Raw genomic sequence first — 22,130 nt, forward strand, 5'->3', positions numbered from 1 at the left:
AGAAAATGTTTAACATAAGTTATAAAAAGTTTGCAGCGGGCCTGATGCTTTTAGGTTTATTCACCAGCTGTAAAGAAGATTTCCTGGAGCGTCCGCCACTAGATAGGATTACGGATATAGAATATTACAAAACCACCGATCAGGTATTAATGGCAACTGCTCCGTTGTATAGCGGTGTATGGTTTGGCTACAATGATAAAGCGGCGGTAGGGATTGGCGACGGCCGGGGCGGAACTTTCTTTTCTCCTTCCTATGAAATGGAGCACGTTCGCTTAGCCAGTTCGTCTACCCAGGAATCGGTGAATGGTGCCTGGCAGTCATTCTTTAATATTATTGGGCAATCAAATGCGGTAATTAATAACGTGCAGAAATACGCTGCCCCAACGGTGCCGGATAATATTAAACTGCACGCCATGGGCGAGGCCCGGTTTTTCCGGGGTTTAGCGTATTCTTACCTGGTGCAGACTTTCGGACCGGTGCCACTGATTGAGGATAACACGAAAATACTAACCGATACATCGGTAAGCCGCAATACAGTGGAAAGTATTTGGGAGTTCATTATCCGGGATATCAGATATGCCTCTAAGGTTTTACCGGCAACTCCGGTGCAAAAATCGCGGCTTACCAAATATTCTGCCCAGGGTATGTTATCCCGCATGTTCCTGACCCGGGCTGGGGTAGGTAGTAATGGTACGCGCCGGCAGGCAGATTTAGATAGCGCTGCCTACTACGCAAAATCGGTTATGGATGCCAACGCCTTTAAGTTGCTGCCCGTTTACGAAGATTTGTTCTTAACCAAAAACAATGGCAACGAAGAAACAGTAGCTGCCTTGCAGTGGGTGTACAACGGCGGTAATACTTATTGGGGAGCCCAAAATACCCAGCAGGCTTACATGGCCTTTTCTTCGAGCATTACCGGCTTTGGCGATGGCTGGGGTGGCGACCATGGTGCGACCATGGACATGTTAAAAACCTACGAAACTGGCGATAAACGGCGGAAAGCTACTTACATGTTCCCCGGCGATACTTATTCTTACATTACCGAAGAAGTGAACGACCCAAATAAACCGGGTGCCAAAATGAAACGGCCACTGCAGGTAACTACCGATAATAATGGTACCGCTGAATTTAAAACCCGGGCTAATATTAAAAAATACGTGGTTGGCCGTCCGGAAGATAATGATGGAAAAGTAGTGCAGATGGGTACGGAGATCCAGACTTACCTGATGCGCTATGCCGAGGTATTATTAATTTACGCCGAAGCTATTTTGGGTAACAATGCTTCAACGTCTAATGCAGGAGCGCTGAATGCCTTTAACGCGGTGCGCGTAAGAGGTGGCGTACCCGCTAAAACCAGCATTACCTGGGAAGATATTTATAAAGAAAGACGGGTAGAATTAGCCATGGAAGGACAATCCTGGTACGACATCGCGCGGTTACATTATTATAACCCAACGTTGGCTTTACAGAAACTGAGCCAGCAGGACAGAGGAACGTACCGGATTATTCCGAATGCTAAAGTAAACGCTACTTCCTGGACGATTGAGTCGGTTACGCCGCAATTTTATTCGGTAGATGAGGCCAGCTTCTTTGTGCCCTATCCAGCGGCAGAGCTTAGCCGGGCGCCTAACTTACGGAAAACGCCAGTTCCTTATCAATTTAAATAGAGGTTAATATGCTGTCTGTCCTAATATTTATTAGGGCAGACAGCTAAAATAAAATGATGTATGAAGAAGTTTACCATAAATTCAATTAATCGAATAAGCTTTCTGCTGCTGTTTTTCGTAGCAGGAGCCCTTTCCTCCTGTAAGGAAGAAGATCCTACGGCCCCGGCCGAAGCCAAAGCTGCTCCCGTAATTGAGGCGGTTCGTTCCATGAATCCAGCCAAAGCCGACAGTACTTTTACCCAATCAACTTTGGGTTCAACTATTGTTATCAAAGGGCAAAACCTGGAAAATACCCGTACAATTACTTTTAATGGCTACAACGCTAGTTTCAATACGGCTTATGCATCCGATAACTATGTAATTGTTCGCATTCCGGAGTTAACGCCAACAGTTGCAACTGCCGCCAACGTTCCTAACAAATTAGTAGTGGGCAATTCTAAAGGCGAAGCGGTTTACGATTTCACAGTATTGCCGCCGGTTCCGTTGATAGAAGCCATGAGCAACGAATTTGTTAAAGCCGGCCAAACCCTTACCCTTTATGGTAAATATTTTTACTTTGTAAAAGATGTTACCTTCCCCGGTGGTGTAAAAGGCACAAACGTTACTGCTTCTCCAGATGGTTTATCGCTTACGGTTACTGTGCCTAGCGGGGTTGATCCTTCTAAAGGCGATGTTGTTGTAACCTCTGAAAGCGGCCGCTCTGTAGCTAATGCCCGGACCAGACTGTATAGTGTAGGTATGGTTGGTAACTTCGATGATAAAAACCCATTTGGCTGGGGCATTAATCCGGCTACCAATATTACCAATACCGCACCGGGCATTACCGCCCTCGATGGTAAATTTGCTTTAATTAGCATGGCCCTGCCAGGTGGTTATGGCTGGAGCAACGATAAGGTTATCAACTTAGCCGATTATAATGGTGCGCAAATTTTCCCTACGCAACCTGCTAATATGTATAACGCCGAGGATCCGATTGCCAACTTCGAAGCCAGAATGGAAGTAGCAGTTACCAACACGGCTTCTTTAAATGGTTTGCAGCTGCAGGTAATGACCCAAGAAGCAACCGATAAGGAATTAACCGCTAACGTTAATTTAAAAGATTTTGTACGCAGCACCGATGGCAAATGGTATACGGTTGCGGTTCCGTTAGCAAACCTGGCTAATGGCAGTACCAAATTGGCTAAATACGGCGATTTATTAAAAGGCAACAAAAAAGGAGAGAAGCATTACCGGGCTGTTATTGTCAATACCAATGCTGCAGATGTACCGGCTACCATTGCTATCGATAATATGCGCATAGTAAATACGGTTGCCCGCTAAGTCTAAAGATTTAAACTTTCCTCTTTTTGGTAGATTTTCCGAAACAGTCCTGGACTTTGGCCAGAACTGCTAAGAATGCCTGCCGACAGCTAATAAACTATAAAGGTTTCCCCCGGGGAAACTTTTATAGTTTAAGAAGATACCTGTTTTGCCGGGATAAGAAGAGGTTGATTCTTACAAAGTCAAATAAGCCTTAACCAATACCAAAATATTCTAAAATTCTACTAAAATTTTTCCCCAAACCACTTCAGCAGAAGGAAACCCCAGTTAAACACAGTTTAAGTTACATTTACTTATAAGCATGCATGCATTAAAAAAAATACTCACAGTTGCCGGTTTTTCTCTTTTAATTTCATCTGCTCAAGGGCAGGCGGTACCTGATAATATTCGGCTTAACCAAATTGGGTTTTACCCCGGGGCGCCAAAAGTGGCCGTTGTAGTAGGCGAAAATAACGGAGGTGAATTTTACCTGAAAACTGCCGACGGTACCAAAACTGTTTTTACCGGTCAGCTCACCCAGAGCAAACTTAACGAATTTTCGAAAAAACCAATCCGCATTGCCAATTTTTCCGGCTTCAGTAAACCGGGATCTTATGTTTTAGAAATTCCGGGAGTAGGTAAGTCTTATTCTTTTGATATTAAACCCGATGTACACCAGGCGGTAGCTGCTGCCGGCCTGAAGGGCTTTTATTACCAGCGCATGTCGATTGACCTGCCGGAAAAATATGCCGGTAAATGGCACCGGAAAGCCGGGCACCCCGACAGCAAAGCGATAGTACATCCATCAGCCGCTTCGGACAAACGCCCGGCCGGTACGGTCATTTATTCTACGCGCGGCTGGCTCGATGCCGGCGATTACAACAAATACATTGTAAACAGCGGCATTACTACCGGTACCTTATTAGCCGCTTACGAAGACTTTCCGGAGTATTTTAAAACCCAGAAACTAAATATTCCCGAGAGCAGCAACCAGGTACCTGATGTTTTAGATGAAGCCTTGTGGAACCTGCGCTGGATGCTGACTATGCAAGACCCGAACGATGGCGGGGTTTACCATAAGTTAACCAACCCGGCCTTCGATGGGATGATAATGCCTGATAAAGCCGACAAGCCGCGCTATGTGGTGCAAAAAGGAACGGGTGCCGCTTTAAATTTCGCTGCTGTAATGGCCCAGGCCAGCCGTGTTTACAAAAACTTTAACAGAGATTTCCCGGGTTTATCCGATACCATGTTAACGGCAGCTACCCGGGCATGGGAGTGGGCACAAAAGAACCCCAAAGCCATTTACGACCAGGATGCTAATAATAAACAATTTGCGCCCCAGGTAACTACCGGGGCTTACGGCGACCGCGAGTTCAGCGATGAGTTTATCTGGGCCGCTTCGGAATTATACGTCTCTACCAAACAAGATAAATATTATACGGCCGTAAATTTATTCCCCGATGATACCATGCCGCTTCCGAGTTGGAACCAGGTGCGTTTGCTGGGATATTACACCTTGGCTCGTCACCAAAATAACCTGACCCCCTTAGCTAAAAAAGATGTACCGGCGCTGAAAGAGCGGCTGCGGGCTTTTGCCGATGAATTAATAGCCGGCGTAGACGCAAGAACTTACCGCACTGTTATGGGCAAAACCGAGAAAGATTATATCTGGGGCAGCAGTTCGGTAGCCGCTAACCAGGGAATTGCCTTAATTAATGCTTATAAACTTACCGGCGACAAAAAATATATCGTAGGCGCCATTTCTAACCTCGATTATTTGCTCGGGCGCAATGCCGTTGGTTATTCTTTCTTAACCGGCTTCGGCGAAAAATCTACCCTAAACCCGCATCACCGCCCTTCGGTGGCCGATGGCATTAAAGAGCCGGTACCGGGTTTATTATCCGGTGGTACCAACGCCCGGGCCAATGTGCAGGATAAATGCGCGGGCTACCCCGCTAATGCCTCTGCCGACGAAATGTATATTGACCATGATTGCTCTTATGCGTCTAACGAAATAGCCATCAACTGGAATGCACCTTTTGTATACCTGGCATCGGGTATCGAAGCCTTGCAAGATAAAGCCGGCTTAGCGAAGAAATAACGGCAGCCGCTTACTGCAAAGTTGCCTTAAATACCAGATTGAATAAATCAGCACCTGTTTACCAGATTTATTCTGGTAAACAGGTGCTGATTTATTTTTACCTGAATGAAAGAACGGATATAACGAACTTACTACAGGGTTAAAGGTAAGTTTAAGCAGAATTATTTGCTAAATTGGAACAAAAATCGAGAAGTGTAATGATGAACTTTTTAAATAAGATTAAGTTTCTGCTTTGCCTGCTGCTATTGGTCAGCATTTCAGCTAACAGCCAAAGTTTATTAAAAAAAGATGAGGTACTGCTGTTCTCATATTTTAAGGGCAATGGCGATGGGCTGCATCTGGCTTACAGTACCGACGGTTATAAATGGACCGCTTTACAAAATGATAAAATATTCTTAAAGCCTACCGCCGGAAAAGACAAGTTAATGCGCGACCCGAATATTATCCGGGGGCACGACGGTAAATTTCACATGGTCTGGACGGTGAGCTGGAACGAAAAAGGTATTGGCTATGCCACCTCCGCAGATTTAATTAATTGGTCGGAGCAAAAATATATTCCGGTAATGGAGCATGAGCCCAACGCCCGTAATACCTGGGCTCCCGAAATAACCTACGATCCCAAAACAAAACTATACATGATTTACTGGGCCACCACCATTACCGGGCTCTACCCCGAAACCCAGTCGAAAGAAGATAATGGTTATAACCACCGCATGTATTACGTAACTACCAAAGATTTTAAAACTTTCAGCCCGACCAAGCTTTTATACGAGCCTGGTTTTAACGTAATAGACGCCAATATTGTAGCCGATGGCAAAGAGTTTATTATGTTTCTGAAAGATGAAACCCGCGAACCGGCCCAGAAAAATTTAAAGGTAGCCAAAGCCCAAAACCTTACCGGCCCTTATACCAAAGCCGGTCCGCCTATTACGGGAAAATACTGGGCCGAAGGGCCTACCGGCTTAAAACTGGGCGGCAAATGGATTGTGTATTTTGATAAATATACCGAAGGCAAAATGGGTGCCGTGCAATCCGCTGATTTAGAAAACTGGACTGATATCTCGGACCAGATGGTTTTCCCAAAAGGGATGCGCCACGGTACGGTGTTTAAGGTTACCCGTAAAGAATTTGAGAAGCTAAATCAAGGGCAGTAGAAGAATGCGGAGTGCCTTTAAGTAACTTGGCGGTTTGTTTTCGTAGCCTGTGCTCCAGCTAAACTTTGCCTAACGTTTATATTAAAGGATAGCGCCAGCGCATTGGCTAATGCTTCTTTTTTTTGCCTTTGCCACCCAGGTTGAAACGAGACGCACCAATTTTGTTAATCTTAAAATGGTGTAAAGAAAAAAAGTAAACGTATGAAAGCTTTCTTTTACCATAAGCCTAGGAAACTTATTGAGAGTAAGGTACAATTCTCAATAAAGCCGCCAGTAATTAAGAATAGAATTTCCGGCATGTTTGGCAGCAATCTGGGGAATATTCTGTAACTAAAAGCAGCTGTTTCGGTAGTATCTTAAAAACTTAAAGGTATCTGCCGGATGTTAAAGCGCATAAAAGAAATTGAAATAGATTATAAATTCGTATTAATCGTTTTTGTTTCTTTTGCTGTTTTTGCTTCCGTCCAAGCTTACCTAAAACCCTGGTCTTTAAATGCCAGCAACGGCCGGTATTATACCCACTACAATAACTACATAATTTTTAAGCAATCTTTTTTCCACCTGCTGGCCGGAAAGGATTTGTACCGGCATTACTTACTGGAACAATGGGACTTATATAAATACAGCCCGGTTTTCTCGCTTCTTTTCGGCATTTTCGCGTTACTACCCAATTTAGTTGGTTTACTTTTCTGGAATTTGGTAAATGCGTCGGTGCTGTTCCTGGGGATGCGTTACTTGCCCCAATTACCCGGTAAAACTAAAGCTATTATGCTATTAGCCATTGCTTTAGAGTTATTAACCTCGCTGCAAAACGAGCAAAGCAATGCCCTGACGGGCGGCTTGATTATATTGGGTTTTGCTTTGCTGGAGCGTAAGCATTATTGGTGGGCAGCGGGTTGTATAGTGTTCAGCGTTTATATAAAATTATTCGGCCTCGTAGCCATGGCCTTGTACCTGTTTTATCCGCACAAATGGAAAATAGGACTATATACGACTGCCTGGGTTTTGTTGCTTTTTATATTGCCGCTGGTGGTGGTACAACCAGGTCAGTTCTGGTTTTTGTATCAGAACTGGTATAACCTGCTCGTCAACGACCATTCTATTTCGGATGGTTTTTCGGTAATGGGTTGGTTCAGAACCTGGTTTGATTTTAGGCCGGACAAACTGCATGTGCTGCTGATAGGAGCCTTGTTGTTTTGTTTACCCTTATTGCGCGTAGACCGTTACCCCGATTATTATTTCCGGCTGCAGGGCCTGGCTTCGGTGCTGATTTGGGTCGTTATATTTAACCACCGGGCTGAGTCGGCCACTTTTATAATTGCTATGAGCGGGGTGGTTATCTGGTATTTTTCGCAGGAACGCAAACCCGAAAACCTGGTGCTGTTTATGCTGGCCTTCATTTTTACACAACTGGCACCCACCGATATTTTTCCCCGGTTTATCCGCAAAGAATATTTTCAGCCTTATGTAGTAAAAGCTGTGCCCTGTATTTTACTATGGATTAAATTGATTTATGATATGTTGCTGGCTAAATATACGCCCCGCTATCCTCAGCCTTTACCGGAAGTTAGTGCGATATCAACTTTTAAAAATCCTGCAGTAGGCAATCATTGATTTTAAATTAATTAAAGCACAAATTTGGGCATTCAGAAAAATTAGTAGCTCTTGAAACAATTAAAACTGAAGGCCAATAAAACCCGAAAGGCTGAAAATTAACAAAAGCGCCCGTAATCTTTAACATTTAAGCTAACCATAAGCTTCAACGCTAATTATATTTGACCTGGTTCTGCCGGCCTGTAATCAGGACGGCGTTAATTAATAAGTATGCTTAAGTTGCCGTTGCTAAAAGTATTTCTGGTTCTGGTTTTATTATTTGCAATCACCTCTGTTCGGGTGCAGGCGCAAGCGGCCATGCAGGTAAAAGGGCGATTTTTGTACGACCCGAAAGGAGCAAAGGTGATTTTGCGCGGGGTTAACGAAATGTTTATCTGGTCATCGGATTTAACTGGTGAGAGAACTTTCCCCGAAATAGCTAAAACCGGGGCCAATGTGGTGCGGTTGGTCTGGCTCAGCAGCGATGAAAACCCGAAAGGCAGTGCGGCCAACCTCGATAAAATTATTTCTAACTGCATTGCCCAGGGCATGATTCCCATGCCCGAACTCCACGGCGCTACGGGTAACTGGAGCAAACTGCAGCAACAGGTAGATTATTGGGTGAAGCCCGAAGTAGTGGCCGTCCTGAAGAAACATGAACCTTACTTGTTACTGAATATTGCAAATGAAGTAGGCGGGTGGGAAATAAAAGATGAACAGTTTCGCGAAGCTTACACCCGGGCCATTACCCAAATTCGGAGTACCGGCCTGAAATGCCCGCTGGTTATTGACGGAACCGGCTGGGGCCAGAACATTGATATTTTACAGGCCAATGGACCATATTTAATTGAACAAGATCCGCAGAAAAATTTATTATTTTCGGTACACATGTGGTGGACGGCCCCGGATGGCGCCAAAACCCGCATTCAGAACGAAATTAAAGAATCGGTTGCCATGAACTTGCCATTGATAGTAGGCGAGTTTGCCCCCATGGGCGTTGGCTGCAAGAAATATATCGACTATAAAACCATTATGGAGGAATGCCTTAAAAACCAGATTGGTTGGCTGGCTTGGTCGTGGGGCCTGCAAAATAACGGCGATTGCGCCCTGATGGACATGACCAATGATGCGCAAAACGGCCAATTTGCTGGCCTGGTAGACTGGGGATTAGAAGTAGCTGTTACCGATAAATATAGCATCCGGAACACCGCTAAAAAGACCCGCTACTTTAAGAAGAGGAACAAAAACAAATAACCTTAACTTTCCTACTGCCCCATTATTCCCTGAGAGCCGGCCAAAGTAATCACTCATTCAAATGTCCTGGTTACTTTGGCTCCATTCCCCTGTTCCGGTCCTTTTCATTGAGGCCATTTCGGCTTTCCGGCTTGCTTAAGAATATCCTCTTCAAAATTTACGGTGCCCTAAAATATTTTGGCAACGGGCCAGCCTTAGTAGAACTTTTCTGTGCCGGATAAGCTTTCTTGTTTAGCCCGGAAACGCCATTAATATTTAGGCGCAACGGGTTATTTTTGAATTTGTAATTTCTGGAGATAATTCAACGTTCTAGGGCTAATATTCTAGTCTTTTTGTTAGAATTTTGGGCGCTGTTTTTTAAATATTTATCTTCGTTTTGCCTTAGGTTGGTGGTGGATTTAACCCGCATGCGTTATAAAATTTATTTAAGTACTTTTCTGCTCTGGTTTCTTTGTTCAGGGGTATTGGCTCAAACCGGCGATTATAAATTTACCCGGCTGAACAATACCCAGGGGCTTTTGCATAACCAGATAAACTGTATCTTGGAAGATAGCCAAGGTTTTATGTGGTTTGGTACCATGTCGGGCCTGAACCGCTTCGACGGGTATAATTTTAAAGCGTTCCGGCATGATGTCCGCGACTCCACCTCTATCCGCAACAACTACATCAGCAATTTGGCCGAAGGGCCGGAGCAAATGCTGCTGGTGGTTACCCGGTGGTCGGGGCTGAATATTTATAACCCCCGTACCGAGCGGTTTCTGAGCAAACCCGATAATTTTTTGCGCAAGTACGGGGTTCCGGATGCTTCGGTAGAAAAAGTAATTAAAGACCAGCAGGGAAATTTTTGGTTTGTTCATACCCGCGAAGGCATTTTTAAGTACGACAGCCACTTGAGAAAGACTATCCGGCTGGCTTATAGTACCGCCGATTCCTTAACTATTCACTCGAACCAGATTTCGGATATTACCGAAGACGGAAAAGGGAATTTATGGTTAATGCACTACGATGGTGTGCTGGAGAAAATCAGCAAAACAGGTAAGGTTATTTTCCGGAACTATTTCCTGAACCGAAAATTTGGCCAGACCAGCCAGGGATATGGCCTTTTTTCGGATGCCGATGGCGATGCCTGGATATTTATGAACAACGAAGCCAAGGGTTTATTTTACTTCGATGCTAAAAAACAGGTTTTTACCCACATTCACCACGATTCTGACAAAGTAAAGCTAAACGCCAATATTGTACGGGGGGTAACCCAGGATAACCGCCATAGAATATGGGTAGGCACCGACCACGGCGGCATTAATTTATTGGATAAGAAAACATTTACGGTAAGATACCTGGTGAACGAACCCGATGATTTCCGGAGTTTAAGCCAGAATAGTGTTTATTCGGTATATACGAATAAAGCCGGCATTGTGTGGGTAGGTACTTATAAAGAGGGTGTTAATTATTACCATCCCGATGTAATCCGGTTTAAATTATACCAGCATTTGCCGGCCAATACGGCCAGTTTACCTTTTAACGATATAAACCGGGTGGTAGAAGATGCCAAAGGTAATTTGTGGCTGGGCACCAACGGGGGAGGCCTTATTTACTTCGACCGGGCGAACAATCAATTTAAACAATTCCAGTACGATGCCAATGACCCCAATAGCCTTAGCAATAATATTATAGTGGGGCTGCACCTCGACCGGGACCAGAAGCTTTGGATTGGCACTTATTTTGGGGGCTTAAACGTTTACGACGGCCAGAAATTTACCCGGTACCGGCACAACCCCGATGACCCAAGCAGCCTGTCCGACGACCGGGTATGGGAAATATTCGAAGACGCTAAACGTAACTTATGGGTGGGTACCCTGGGCGGCGGTTTGGATTTGCTCGACCGGAAAACAAATACTTTCCGGCACCACCGCTCGGGTCGGCCTAACTCGGTACATTCAGATTTTATCTCCTCCATCACCGAAGATCGGGAGGGTTACCTCTGGGTGGCCACCGCTTTCGGGGTGGATCAATATAATCCCGCTACCGGGGTGTTTAAGCACTTTGTTAACCGGAATAATAATCCCCAAGGCTTAAGCAATAATAATGTTACCACGGTTATCGAGGATAGCCGGGGCCTGATTTGGATGGGTACCAACGAAGGTCTTAACCTGTACGACAAAAGATGTAATGCTTTCCGGAGCTTCCGGCAGGAGGATGGCTTGCTGGACAACTCAATTCTGGGCATTGTGGAAGATAATCAGCATAACTTATGGGTGAGCACGCCCAAAGGCCTGTCTAGTTTAATTATAGGTAGAAAACAGGACGGTGGATTTGATTTTAGTTTTAAAAGCTACGACCAGCAGGATGGCTTGCAAGACAAAGCGTTTAACAACAATGCGGCCTGGAAAACCAAACGCGGCGAGTTGGTATTTGGCGGAGCTGATGGGTTTAATATTTTTCAGCCCGAGCGCATTACCCGGAATAAAGCTATTCCGGTTCTGGTGTTTACCGATTTCGAAATATTTAACCGGAGTATAGGCGTAGGCGATACCCTGAACGGACGCGTCGTGCTGGAGAAAGCTATTACCGGAAAAAAAGAAATCACCCTGAAGTACCATGAAAATATGTTTTCGGTGGCATTTGCGGCTTTAGACTACTTGCAGCCGGAAAAGAATCGGTATGTGTACCACCTGGATGGCTTCAGCGATGAATGGCTAGCCGTTGATAGTAAACTGCGCAAGGTAACTTTTACCAACCTCGACCCGGGTAATTATGTGCTGCGGGTAAAGGCCGCTAATAACGATGGCATCTGGAACCAGGAGGGAATTCAGCTTAAAATAACCATTTTGCCGCCTTTCTGGCAATCTAAACCGGCTATAGCGGCTTATGTAATGGTAGTGCTGCTACTATTGTGGCTGGCCCGTCATTTCCTGGTGGAGCGCGAACGTCTTCGTTTCCGGATTGTGCAGGAGCGACAGGAAGCCAAGCGCCGCCACGAGCTCGATGTAATGAAAATTAAATTCTTTACCAACGTTAGCCATGAGTTCCGCACGCCCTTAACCCTGATTCTGACCCCGCTGGAAAAGATTATTAAAAATACAACGGACGAAGGCCAGAAAAGCCATTTGTTGCTCATGCACCGCAATGCGCGGCGTTTGTTAAACCTGGTAAACCAATTGCTCGATTTCCGGCGGATGGAGGTGCAGGAAATTCATCTGCAACCTACCAAAGCCGATATTATCTGTTTTATCAAAGAAACTGCTTTCTCTTTTTCTGACCTTTCGGAGAAAAAGAATATCCGGTTTAACCTGGTATCGGAGGTGGAGCAGTTGGAAATACTATTTGACCCGGATAAACTGGAAAAGATATTGTTTAACCTGCTTTCGAATGCTTTTAAGTTTACCCCCGAAGGCGGAGAGATTAGCCTTAATTTACATTTAACGGCGGCTACCCGGAAAAATGGAAAAAGCGGGCAGCAGTTAATAATTAAAGTAAAAGATAGCGGCATTGGTATACCAGCCGAGAACCACGAAAAAATATTCCGGCAATTTTTCCAGAGCGATGTCCCGGGTTCGATGGTGAACCAGGGCAGCGGCATTGGGTTAGCCATTACCAAAAAGTTTGTACGGCTGCACGGCGGCACCATTACGGTGCAGAGCCAGCCCGGCGAGGGGAGTTGCTTTACCGTAGTATTGCCGGTGGCCAAAGCTTTTACCGCCAAAGCAGCTCCCGAACCAGTTGTGCAGGAAATTCAGCAGTCGGCAGCTTTGCCGGTGGTAAGCGACTTGGCCGGTGGGGCGATGGCTGGAAGCAAAAATGGTAAAAAGCCGGTGGTGCTATTAATCGAAGACAACGAAGATTTCCGGTTTTATCTCAAAGATAATTTACAGGCCTATTACACCATTAAAGAGGCGGCCGATGGCAAGCAGGGCTGGCAGCAGGTACTGGCCTGTAACCCTGATTTGGTGGTTAGTGATATTATGATGCCCGAAATGGATGGTATTACGCTGAGCCGGAAATTAAAGAAAGACCCGCGCACCGCCAATATTCCGGTTATTCTGTTAACCGCCAATGCCTCCGAAGAGCAGCAAATGGTGGGTTACCAAACCGGCGCCAGCGATTACATTGTTAAGCCTTTCAATTTCGAGATTTTGCTTTCCCGCATCCGCAACCTGGTTAACCAGCACGCTAATTTCCGGGAGGCCTTGCAGCCGAAAATAGAAGTTAAACCGCAGGAGGTTCAGGTTACCTCACTGGATGATAAACTAATCCGGAAGGCCATCGCATACACCGAAAAGAATATTTCGAATCCGGATTTTTCGGTAGAAGACCTGAGTCGCGAAATGGGTATGAGCCGGGTATATTTATACAAGAAGCTGCTGGCGCTTACGGGTAAAGCTCCTTTGGAATTCATCCGGACCGTACGCCTGAAAAGAGCTGCCCAGTTATTAACCGAGAGCCAGCTTACTGTTTCGGAAGTGGCTTACGAAGTTGGATTCAATAACCCAAAATACTTTACCAAATATTTTAAAGTAGAATTTAACTGTTTGCCTTCGGCCTATGCCGCCGAAAAGAAAAAAGAAGCCAGTATGGTATTGCCTTAAAGGTTAAACCACCTCCGCAGGCTAGTTCTAAAATGGTAGGAGAGAACGCCTTTTTAGTTTTTGTACATCCTACAAACCATTAGGCCCGGCCTGAAATAACAAAAACACATTGGTAGTTTTTGTTATTCCAGGCCGGGCCTAATTATTATGTGCTTACCGGTTTCCGCGGCCAGGCAAGTACACTTGTAATCCCAGGCTCAGCGACAAGCCTGACATGCCGTCGCCGACCGAAATATCGGCATTGGTGCGGGTAAAACGCAACATACCTTCCAGGGCCACATTGCTGGCCACAAAATGCGCATAGCCCGCCCCTAAACCAAATACCGACGAAAGTATAGCATCACCTTCACTGTTTTTAATAGAACTACCGGCAAATCCCGCCAGCGCTTCGCCAAACCAGCGGTGGGTAGGCGCTGCTCCTTCCGGGAAGTAATACCGCACAAATGGCGTTGCCCCGTAATAAAAATTTTCGCCGCCGTCGTAAAGCGTAAGTCCAATTTGGGCCTGCGCGCCGATGGCTGCGTTATCGCTTATAAAGAAGCCGGCCCGGGGCATTATATTGATAGAAAAAGTTTCGGACTTAAAGTTATGACTGATATTTCCTATATCGGCACCAACCAGCCAGTTGCCTCTTTGTACGGCATCAAACGCTACCGGTGCGGTAGTCTGGGGTTTTGTAATATCCTGGGCAGCTACCTCAAAGGCAGCCATAAGCAGGATTAATAGAAGGGAGAATAAATTTTTCATAAATCATAAAATTTAAAAAAATGAAGGTTAAATGTTTAAAAACGCAGTTTTAAAGATGTTGTTTAGGATTTAATCAATTTTTATCTGAGCCAGAATAGACACCGCCTTGATTTTACAAAACTTCATCAGCGCCAAGCGTCAATCCCTGAAGAGCGCTGTTCAGGGTGGGCCCATTTATGAGGATTTACAAATTTATTTGGCACTGATTTATAAGAGGGTTGCGGCATTTAGCGGCAGATATTTTTGGCTATTTAAATTTAGTGAGGGATATATTTACAGGTTTTCCGCTTGATAAAATGGGGTACAGTTCGGGTAAGCCGTATAGCTGCCTTATATTTGATTTACTTAAAAGATAAGAAACATGTTTGAACTGGTAATCCGGGCCCTGTGCGATACTTGCCCCCATACCGTTGATGCTGCCTATTTATTTGCCCAAACCCCCGATAATCAGGCATCGGTATTGTTTAAAGGGCGACAACTTCTGGAGAATAAAATTACGCCCCGATTGTTATTTGCGCAAACCGGCGAGCGGAGTGGCTATTTGGGGTTTGAGGTTTGGCAGCAGCAATTATTAACCTGGAACATTGCCAAAACCAGTATAGAAGGAGTGCCCGTTGGATACGATGTAATATTACATACTTTATCGGAAGCGGAGGCCATGGTGCAAAAAGCCAGGCAGCAAGGCTACAGTACCATGGTGGTTATAGCACCGCCTTTTCATCAGCCCCGCGCTTTCATGACGGCTATTACGGCTGCATTACGGCTGTATCCGGAGTTGCGGCTATACAGCCTGCCCGGTGAGGCATTACCCTGGCTAGGCGAGGCAGTTCATTCGCAAGGCAACAAAAAGGCGCTTCGGAAAGACTTGATTCAGGGAGAAGCCGACAGAATAACTACCTACCATGCAAAAGGCGATCTGGCTTCTGTTGCGGAGGTGATTGATTACTTAAATAAAAGAGATAGCGCCGCCAACGAAGGTTAATATAATTAGGCCTTAAAAGTAAAACAGCCTTCAGAAAGTAAATCTGAAGGCTGTAGTATATTTGAATAGCCATAATTGGCAGCAAGGCAGGTAGTATTTATAAAATGCGCCGGGCGCTGTAAAACTGCTGCATGTAGCTGAATTAAGCCCAAGCTTCGTTGTTGCCCAGGTAAATCTTGCCCTGCATACTTAGTTTTATTAAAAAGCCCGTGCTGGTTGCTTTGGCTTCAATCCATTCTTGTTTTAGCAGATACAAGGCAATTTGTCCTAACTGGGACCATTGACGGCTTTCTAAACCCGGGATCTCCGACATATCATGAAATCTGTCGGGTTCGGTGTTAAGTGTATTTAAAATTACTTGGGTAAGAATATAAAGTTCGTGTGGCTCGACAGAAGCAAAGTGATTGGCTTCTGCCGGCTGGTAAACCGCTGATTTAAACCCGTTACCTATGTTGTTGCGCCGGGTACTTTTTTCGTATGAATCATAACCGGTTACCTGGCTGGTTCTATACGAATTAGTTACTGCTGACAAATTGGGTGTGTTCTGGTTGATACCAGTTGTCTTCCGCTCTTTGTTGTAGTATAACCAAGCCAACGATTTGTTCAGAATTTCGGTAGTGTTCATGTTATTAGGCATTTGATACTACAAACATATCGCTAACTATATATTTATAAAAGGACAATGTGTGGTTAAACGTAACATGTATTTTTTTAAAGTACAAACAATAAAAAATGCTAATACAAGCTGTATAGACCTTTTTAACTAATAAGAAGTGTTATAAATATGCTTTTTTGTAACAAAATGGAATATTTTTATTTCATGATTTAATTCGGAGTTGTAATAATATGTGAGAAAAGCGCATTTTCTGGTTGAGAATAAACGTTTGTTATTGTTTATCTAATAAATTGTCGGGTCTTGTATAGATTGTAATTTGCATATTTTAAATATTAATTTTTACTAATGTATTAATTTGCTAATTATTTATGGCATATTGAATTTAGTAAACAAGTCTCCGCTAAATGGCGAATAGATTTTCTTTTTATAACGAGCAATTAAAACAAGAATTATTGGGCTGAAATTTATTTGGAGGTAATCTGGAGGCTTCAGTGCTTTTGGTTTTATTAAGCCATTATACAATAGAGGTGAAATAACAGGTGTAATAAATTGTAAAAATCAGCATGTGCTTTATCGTTGCACAGATAATTTATTGGTAGGAGTATTATGCCGGAACCGGTATGAGGCATTAAGCTGATTTTTTACCGGCTCCGTTATAATATATTTAAACTGCGCTTTGCTTATAAGGTAGATGCGCTTTTATCTCTCCTTAAAACTAATAAAATATCAGCTGCCAATATTCTGCGCCACCTGTATTGTACGCTATTGATAGAGGGCTAGCTGCTGATTGCCTGGATAAATAAAGTTAATAAGGAAGCTTGTTCGTATTTCTGTTTTGAATAGGGTTTGTCGCCATGGGGTATTATTACCGCCAATGCTAAAGCATCGGTCAGGCTTCTTGCTGGTGAAACAAGTAGTATGGACTCAGATTCTGCCTATTTTATTAAATGCAAAACAGCTTCAATATTTATAACCCGTGTTTCTGCCCCATTTCCTGAATAAATTTCAGTCCCTTTTCGGCAATATCCCAGGGTTTAGAGTATTCGCGCCATACCCCAATTGAGTTGGCAAAATCCGGATCGTTCCGGGAAAAGGCTTCTATCGTTAGCCAGCCTTTGTAATTGATGCCGGCTAAAGCCGCAAAAGCTTCGTCAAAATTGATGTGGCCATCGCCGGGGGTACCGCGATCATTTTCGCTGATGTGTACGTGCGCCAGTACCGGGGCAATGGTTTGGATGGCCTGGGTAAAATTCTTTTCTTCGATGTTGGCGTGGTGCGTATCGAACATGGCTCTTACGTTGGGGTGATCGGCGGTTTTAATGAGTTTGGTTAGTTGCTCCATTGTGTTGCACAAATAACATTCAAACCGGTTAAGTGCTTCCAGTCCCATCACAATATTTGCTTTGGCGGCATAATCGCCGGCGACGCGTAATACTTCGGCGCCCCAGGTATATTCCTGTTCTAGCGGTGCTCTTTTGGCAAAAACAGCATGGGCCGAGTGGAAAGGCCCGCAGATAACAGAGGCATTTAAGTCGTATGCCCGGTCGATGGCCCATTTGATGCGGTCCAACGCTTTTCCCCGGGTGGCGGCATCATCGCTAATGGGGTTCTCATCCTGGCCCACAACAAAAACAGTAGTGGTTTCTAAGCCTATATTCTTGGCATAATTACCTATTCTTTTATAAGCCGCTTCATCCGGCGAACCTATTAAAAACTCAACACCGTCGTAACCGATTGCTTTTAACCGATCGAGAATAGGCTTTAAATCATCAGAAATTACCGCCGACCAGGCCAGCACATTAAATCCAATTTTATTCATAGTTTAAAGAGGTAATAATTTAAGTAAGTTTAAACGGGTAATCAGGCGCTTTACTAATAATAGAACCGTAATGTTCGGAAAACAGCCACTTCCGCAGTAGGAGGAGGCGGAAACATGAATTCCCTTTCCGGTTAGGCTGCAGCTAAACGGAAAGGGTAAAGCGTAAGGTTTAAAGTTAGGTAATAAATATTATTTACTGGTTTGAATGCCATGGTAAGGCACATTCATCTGAATTTTGCCGGCCCATTTTTTAGGTACCGGTTTGCCAGCTGCCCAGTGAATACCATTAATTACCAGTCGCTGAAAAGGTTCTAAATCAAAATCTTCGGGGTGGCCCAAGGTGGTCATAAAAAATTTGCCGCCAAACGAATTTTTCCCGGTCCAGGCAACCGGGTTATCAATGGCTGCTTTATCAGGATTTACCGCGTGGCCCATTAATAGCCAGGTAGAGCCTTTGGTTGGGTAATCGGGCAATACCCGGTATAACCAGGAGCGGGCATGAAATTTACTGTCTACTCCGGTCAGGATTGGGTTTTTAGCGGCTTCGGGTATAATGGTAACATCGGTGCTGGAGTTGTGGCCGTAGTGCGTATGTTTGGCGGCACCGCCCCAGCCGGGAGGCGCGTTAAAGGCCATTTCGCCGAAAGCATTCCATTTTTCCAGTTCGTGCCCTTTGGGGTAATTAAAGGCGTGAGTAGTGGTACGAAAGCCGACTACGGGTTTGCCAGTTTTTAAATAATCTTCAATATGCTTTACCTGGTCGGCGGGTAAACGCCGCCAGCGCAGGAAAAACACGGCTAAATCAGCTTCTTTTAAAGCTTCTAAGCCCGGAATATTTTCCTCCGCATTTTGGTCCGGATAAGCACTGAGTACTTTGGTTCTAAAGCCGTAATTCTTCTCTAATTCTGCCGCCAAAAGTGGCAAGGTGCCTTCACCGCTGTATTCATGGTCGCCGGCTACAAAAACGATGAGGGGCTTTTTAGCGCTGGCTTTTGCTTTAGGCTGCGCGTTAACGCAGGAAACCGCGATAAAGAAATACGACAATAAGAACAAGTACTTTAAGTTTTTTAATTTTCTCATAAGGTATTAAAAGAATAAATAAGCAAATCGAAATCTTGAAGAAGGTTACTGAACACCGGTTTCCATAGGGTGTAGTTTAAGCAATTCGGTAGGCGAATAGAAACCGGTTTTGTTAGTAGTTGCTGCCCGTACTTCTTTAACCTTATCCGGCGAGATAGCAGGCGCTTTGTTACCGAAGGAGTTACGCACGTAGGTCAATACAGCCGCAACGTCCTCGTCTTTCAGCATGCCGCCAAACGGGGTCATAGGTACTTGGCCGGCGTATTTCTGACCGGCTACTTCAATCGGGCCATGCAATCCTTTTAATACAATCTTAATCAGGCGCTCATCGTTGCCGGTTACCCAAGGCGTACCGGAAAGCGGCGGAAATCCGGATGCCGTTAAGCCTTTACCATCGGGCTGGTGGCAGGTACCACAGAATCCTTCCTGGGCATAAATGGCTTTGCCTTTAACAAAAAGGTCACGTTCAGCTCCTTTTAAATTAGTGGTAACAGCTTCGGGCTTTTTCGCTTCTACGGCCCGGCCATTCAGGTGGGCTACAGCGGCTTCGTGGGCATGTATCATCCAGTCATCCAAAGGTTTTTTGGCCGCTTCGTTTACAATAGCCAAACCTTTCTCTTTGTCCAGCCACGAGGCAGCCACCAGGGCTTCCAGCCGAACCCGGCTGTTTTCATCACGGGCAGCCTGCATCAATAAATCGGCTTGGTCAGCTACCTGGTGGCCGGTATAGCGCACCACGCGTACGGCGGCGGCACGGGCATGATAATCTTTGGCTTGCAGCAACTGGCGCAGCAGAGTTTCATCCACTTTATTTAAGCCCCAGGTAACCCATAATCCCTCTAATAAATGGTGCTCATATTTCGGATCGTTTTTGTCGAGGTTGGCTACCCAGGTTTTTAAGCTGGCCAGTACTTCGGCAGTAGGGCGGCCCCGCAGTTCGCGTTTGGTGCGGTAGCGGGTCCGGTATTCAGGCAGTTTCAGGTTATCCAGCAATTCGTTTATACTGGCACCAGCCACTTTGGCGGGCTTAATTAATGGGCGCGATGGATAGGTGATGCGGTAAATCCGGCCGTGTACGTGGTCGCGGAGCGGGTCGCGGGCGTTATGCTGCATGTGACCAATTAGTACGTTATGCCAGTCGGCAATATAAAGCGAGCCATCGGGGGCAAATTCCATATCTACCGGCCGGAAATTACGGTCTTCTGACTGCAACAAATCCTGGCGGTGCTGACTCTTGTAACCGGTACCATCGTCTTTTAAGGTATGTTGTTTGGTGCCTAAGAAACCAATGGTATTGTTAATCAGGAAATCGCCTTGGGCATCGTCCGGGAAATGACGACTGGAAATAATTTCGATACCGGACGTTGGCCGTACCCGGTGCTTGTCTTCTATTAACTGCACCGATTTATGCGTAGCTTCGCCATATCTTGGTTTTACCGTGCCAGGCATCATCCAGCGCACATCGGGGCTGGAGGTTTCGGCAAAAAAGTTCTGGCCCCACTCATCAAACATAATACCCCAAGGGTTAGGAATAGAAAGCTGGGCAGTGCGCTCGAGCATCTTGCGTTGCGGGGTGTACCGGTAAAAGCCACCGTTGGTGCCCCGCACCGGGCCATAAGAAGTTTCTACGTTGGTATGCAGGAAAACACCTTCGCCCATGTAAATAGCACCGGATGGGTCGAGCGTATACACGTGGTGGGCATGGTGCGTATCGTGGTCGTCGAAGCCGCTTAGTAATATTTCTTTCGAGTCGGCTTTGTCGTCGCCGTTGGTATCTTTTAAGAGTACCATGTTGGTGCCTTGCGACAGATAAACGCCTTCGGGCGCCAGTTCAAAGCCAACCGGCAGGTGTAAGTTTTCGGCAAATATTGTTTGTTTATCGGCTTTGCCATCGTTGTTGGTATCTTCCAGAATAATAATCTTATCATTCGGCTTGGCATCGCCGGGCCGGTAGTGCGGATAAGTGGGCATGGTAGCTACCCACAGGCGGCCTTTGTTATCGAAAGTAATCTGGCAGGGATTGGCTAAATCGTGAAATTCTTTTTCGGAGGCAAAAAGCTCTATTTTATAACCGGGTGCTACTTTTAGTTTATTAAGCGCATCCTGTCCGTACAAATATTCCAGGCTGCCATTTTTTTCGGGGTTGTAGTTGGTTTTTACCGGCAATAATTGGGTGGTATTTTTATCGGCGGCGGCAATATCCATTTTTTTGCCTTTAGCCGCCTGCCAGATAGCTTCATCCCGGATAGCAGTTAATTCGCGGGTTTTCTTTATCTCGGCGGGGTAATTATCCGGACCAAAAGGATTATACCGACGGCCGTAAGCATGTACGCCATTGGGTATTTTGATATCGTTATGCCACATCCAGTTTTTCTCCATTACGGCGGCATGCACCAAAGCCCGGTTCTTTTCGGCTTTAGGAGCAGCTTTGCCGAAACTTTCGTCGGCGAGTAATTTCGAGAATCTGGCGTAACCGGCATCAGTTAGTTGGGAGCCATCAATGGTAAGAGGCTTGTCGCTGCTGTCGTACCATTCTTTGGTAGGGGTAAAGGCATCTATAAAGTGTATTTTGTGCCGGGCGGCAATTTCTTTCATCGCTTCGGCATACATGGCCAGGTTAGCGTTTTCTTTTTTGCCATTGGGTAAATCATACTGCTTCGATAAATCTTCGAAAGCAATAGGAGATACCAGGGCTAATTGCGGAGCCGCCGTGCCGTTGTATTTTTGGTTTAAAGTATGCTGCACAAAAGCATCTAATTCGGCCTTGTAGTTTTGCAAACCTTCTTCGCCTTGAAATGATTCGTTGTAGCCGAAGAAAGCAATAATTACATCAGCTTTCAGGCGGGTAAGCCACTGCTCTTCCGTGTCAAAATGACCTTCGCTGCCCGACTTCTGCGCCAGTTCGGTCTGGAATTTTTCGGCTCCCGGAAAAGCCCACGGCGAATTGCGGCTGGAATGCGGCCGGAAGCCAGGGGTATTACCCGGATCACACATGTTGCGGATAAACAGCAGGCTATCGGGGTAACGCAGGTGCATTTCGGTTTCGAAATGGCCGTAGTTCATCATCCGGGACCCCAGGTTATTGCCAATTAAAACAATATGGGACCCTTTCCTGAATTTAAGAGCATTTTGGTTGCTCTCAGTAAGGCTAGTCCAGGAGGCTTTACAACCCACCAGGATTAAAACGCCTACGAAGATTTTAACTATATACCGCATGGGTTTAATAAAT

The 22,130-nt window shown here is 45.3% G+C and carries 13 protein-coding genes; 8 read left to right on the forward strand and 5 right to left on the reverse strand.

Annotated features, from left to right (window positions below):
- The first annotated feature begins 5 nt into the window (after window positions 1–5).
- The 7 genes from AAE02nite_RS18550 (at window position 6) to AAE02nite_RS18580 (ending at window position 13,657) form a co-directional block, all read left to right on the forward strand.
- On the forward strand, window positions 6–1,667 hold the full coding sequence (locus tag AAE02nite_RS18550) for a RagB/SusD family nutrient uptake outer membrane protein (protein ID WP_146901223.1): 1,662 nt from the start codon (window positions 6–8) through the stop codon (window positions 1,665–1,667).
- Between the two features lie 60 nt (window positions 1,668–1,727).
- Window positions 1,728–2,987, forward strand: coding sequence for a glycan-binding surface protein (locus AAE02nite_RS18555; RefSeq protein WP_146901226.1), 1,260 nt, complete (start codon window positions 1,728–1,730; stop codon window positions 2,985–2,987).
- Between the two features lie 301 nt (window positions 2,988–3,288).
- On the forward strand, window positions 3,289–5,070 hold the full coding sequence (locus tag AAE02nite_RS18560) for a glycoside hydrolase family 9 protein (RefSeq protein ID WP_146901228.1): 1,782 nt from the start codon (window positions 3,289–3,291) through the stop codon (window positions 5,068–5,070).
- A 197-nt stretch (window positions 5,071–5,267) separates the two neighbouring features.
- Complete coding sequence (locus tag AAE02nite_RS18565) at window positions 5,268–6,224, forward strand: glycoside hydrolase family 43 protein (RefSeq protein WP_146901231.1); 957 nt, start codon at window positions 5,268–5,270, stop codon at window positions 6,222–6,224.
- A 381-nt stretch (window positions 6,225–6,605) separates the two neighbouring features.
- On the forward strand, window positions 6,606–7,838 hold the full coding sequence (locus tag AAE02nite_RS18570) for a glycosyltransferase family 87 protein (RefSeq protein WP_146901234.1): 1,233 nt from the start codon (window positions 6,606–6,608) through the stop codon (window positions 7,836–7,838).
- A gap of 210 nt (window positions 7,839–8,048) precedes the next feature.
- Window positions 8,049–9,071, forward strand: a complete 1,023-nt coding sequence (locus AAE02nite_RS18575; RefSeq protein WP_146901238.1) for a glycoside hydrolase family 5 protein — start codon at window positions 8,049–8,051, stop codon at window positions 9,069–9,071.
- Between the two features lie 407 nt (window positions 9,072–9,478).
- Entirely contained in the window at window positions 9,479–13,657 is a 4,179-nt protein-coding gene (locus AAE02nite_RS18580; protein WP_146901241.1) for a two-component regulator propeller domain-containing protein, read from the forward strand.
- Window positions 13,658–13,810: 153 nt separating this feature from the next.
- On the opposite strand, the gene AAE02nite_RS18585 is transcribed toward AAE02nite_RS18580, so the two are convergent.
- Entirely contained in the window at window positions 13,811–14,404 is a 594-nt protein-coding gene (locus AAE02nite_RS18585) for a hypothetical protein (RefSeq protein ID WP_146901244.1), read from the reverse strand.
- Window positions 14,405–14,765: 361 nt separating this feature from the next.
- Here AAE02nite_RS18585 and AAE02nite_RS18590 point away from each other — a divergent pair, with 361 nt between their 5' ends.
- Window positions 14,766–15,386, forward strand: coding sequence for a YdcF family protein (locus AAE02nite_RS18590; RefSeq protein ID WP_146901247.1), 621 nt, complete (start codon window positions 14,766–14,768; stop codon window positions 15,384–15,386).
- A gap of 142 nt (window positions 15,387–15,528) precedes the next feature.
- Here the strand turns inward: AAE02nite_RS18590 and AAE02nite_RS18595 are convergent, their stop codons facing one another.
- The 4 genes from AAE02nite_RS18595 to AAE02nite_RS18610 all read right to left on the reverse strand — a co-directional run bounded on the left by AAE02nite_RS18595 (window position 15,529) and on the right by AAE02nite_RS18610 (window position 22,117).
- The gene (locus tag AAE02nite_RS18595; protein ID WP_146901250.1) at window positions 15,529–16,011 is read right to left on the reverse strand and encodes a hypothetical protein; all 483 of its coding nucleotides are present in this window, start codon (window positions 16,009–16,011) and stop codon (window positions 15,529–15,531) included.
- A 958-nt stretch (window positions 16,012–16,969) separates the two neighbouring features.
- The gene (locus tag AAE02nite_RS18600) at window positions 16,970–17,821 is read right to left on the reverse strand and encodes a sugar phosphate isomerase/epimerase family protein (RefSeq protein ID WP_146901253.1); all 852 of its coding nucleotides are present in this window, start codon (window positions 17,819–17,821) and stop codon (window positions 16,970–16,972) included.
- A 189-nt stretch (window positions 17,822–18,010) separates the two neighbouring features.
- The gene (locus AAE02nite_RS18605) at window positions 18,011–18,901 is read right to left on the reverse strand and encodes a ThuA domain-containing protein (RefSeq protein ID WP_146901256.1); all 891 of its coding nucleotides are present in this window, start codon (window positions 18,899–18,901) and stop codon (window positions 18,011–18,013) included.
- Window positions 18,902–18,946: 45 nt separating this feature from the next.
- Window positions 18,947–22,117, reverse strand: a complete 3,171-nt coding sequence (locus tag AAE02nite_RS18610; RefSeq protein ID WP_146901259.1) for a PVC-type heme-binding CxxCH protein — start codon at window positions 22,115–22,117, stop codon at window positions 18,947–18,949.
- Between the last annotated feature and the right edge of the window lie 13 nt (window positions 22,118–22,130).

It is taken from the genome of Adhaeribacter aerolatus (genome assembly GCF_007991635.1).
Lineage (GTDB): Bacteria > Bacteroidota > Bacteroidia > Cytophagales > Hymenobacteraceae > Adhaeribacter > Adhaeribacter aerolatus.

Excerpts from the sequence above, each read along its gene's own strand:
- AAE02nite_RS18550 (WP_146901223.1), top strand. The coding sequence starts at position 6 with ATGTTTAACATAAGTTATAAAAAGTTTGCAGCGGGCCTGATGCTTTTA.
- AAE02nite_RS18555 (WP_146901226.1), top strand. The coding sequence starts at position 1,728 with ATGAAGAAGTTTACCATAAATTCAATTAATCGAATAAGCTTTCTGCTG.
- AAE02nite_RS18560 (WP_146901228.1), top strand. The coding sequence starts at position 3,289 with ATGCATGCATTAAAAAAAATACTCACAGTTGCCGGTTTTTCTCTTTTA.
- AAE02nite_RS18565 (WP_146901231.1), top strand. The coding sequence starts at position 5,268 with ATGATGAACTTTTTAAATAAGATTAAGTTTCTGCTTTGCCTGCTGCTA.
- AAE02nite_RS18570 (WP_146901234.1), top strand. The coding sequence starts at position 6,606 with ATGTTAAAGCGCATAAAAGAAATTGAAATAGATTATAAATTCGTATTA.
- AAE02nite_RS18575 (WP_146901238.1), top strand. The coding sequence starts at position 8,049 with ATGCTTAAGTTGCCGTTGCTAAAAGTATTTCTGGTTCTGGTTTTATTA.
- AAE02nite_RS18580 (WP_146901241.1), top strand. The coding sequence starts at position 9,479 with ATGCGTTATAAAATTTATTTAAGTACTTTTCTGCTCTGGTTTCTTTGT.
- AAE02nite_RS18585 (WP_146901244.1), bottom strand. The coding sequence starts at position 14,404 with ATGAAAAATTTATTCTCCCTTCTATTAATCCTGCTTATGGCTGCCTTT.
- AAE02nite_RS18590 (WP_146901247.1), top strand. The coding sequence starts at position 14,766 with ATGTTTGAACTGGTAATCCGGGCCCTGTGCGATACTTGCCCCCATACC.
- AAE02nite_RS18595 (WP_146901250.1), bottom strand. The coding sequence starts at position 16,011 with ATGAACACTACCGAAATTCTGAACAAATCGTTGGCTTGGTTATACTAC.
- AAE02nite_RS18600 (WP_146901253.1), bottom strand. The coding sequence starts at position 17,821 with ATGAATAAAATTGGATTTAATGTGCTGGCCTGGTCGGCGGTAATTTCT.
- AAE02nite_RS18605 (WP_146901256.1), bottom strand. The coding sequence starts at position 18,901 with ATGAGAAAATTAAAAAACTTAAAGTACTTGTTCTTATTGTCGTATTTC.
- AAE02nite_RS18610 (WP_146901259.1), bottom strand. The coding sequence starts at position 22,117 with ATGCGGTATATAGTTAAAATCTTCGTAGGCGTTTTAATCCTGGTGGGT.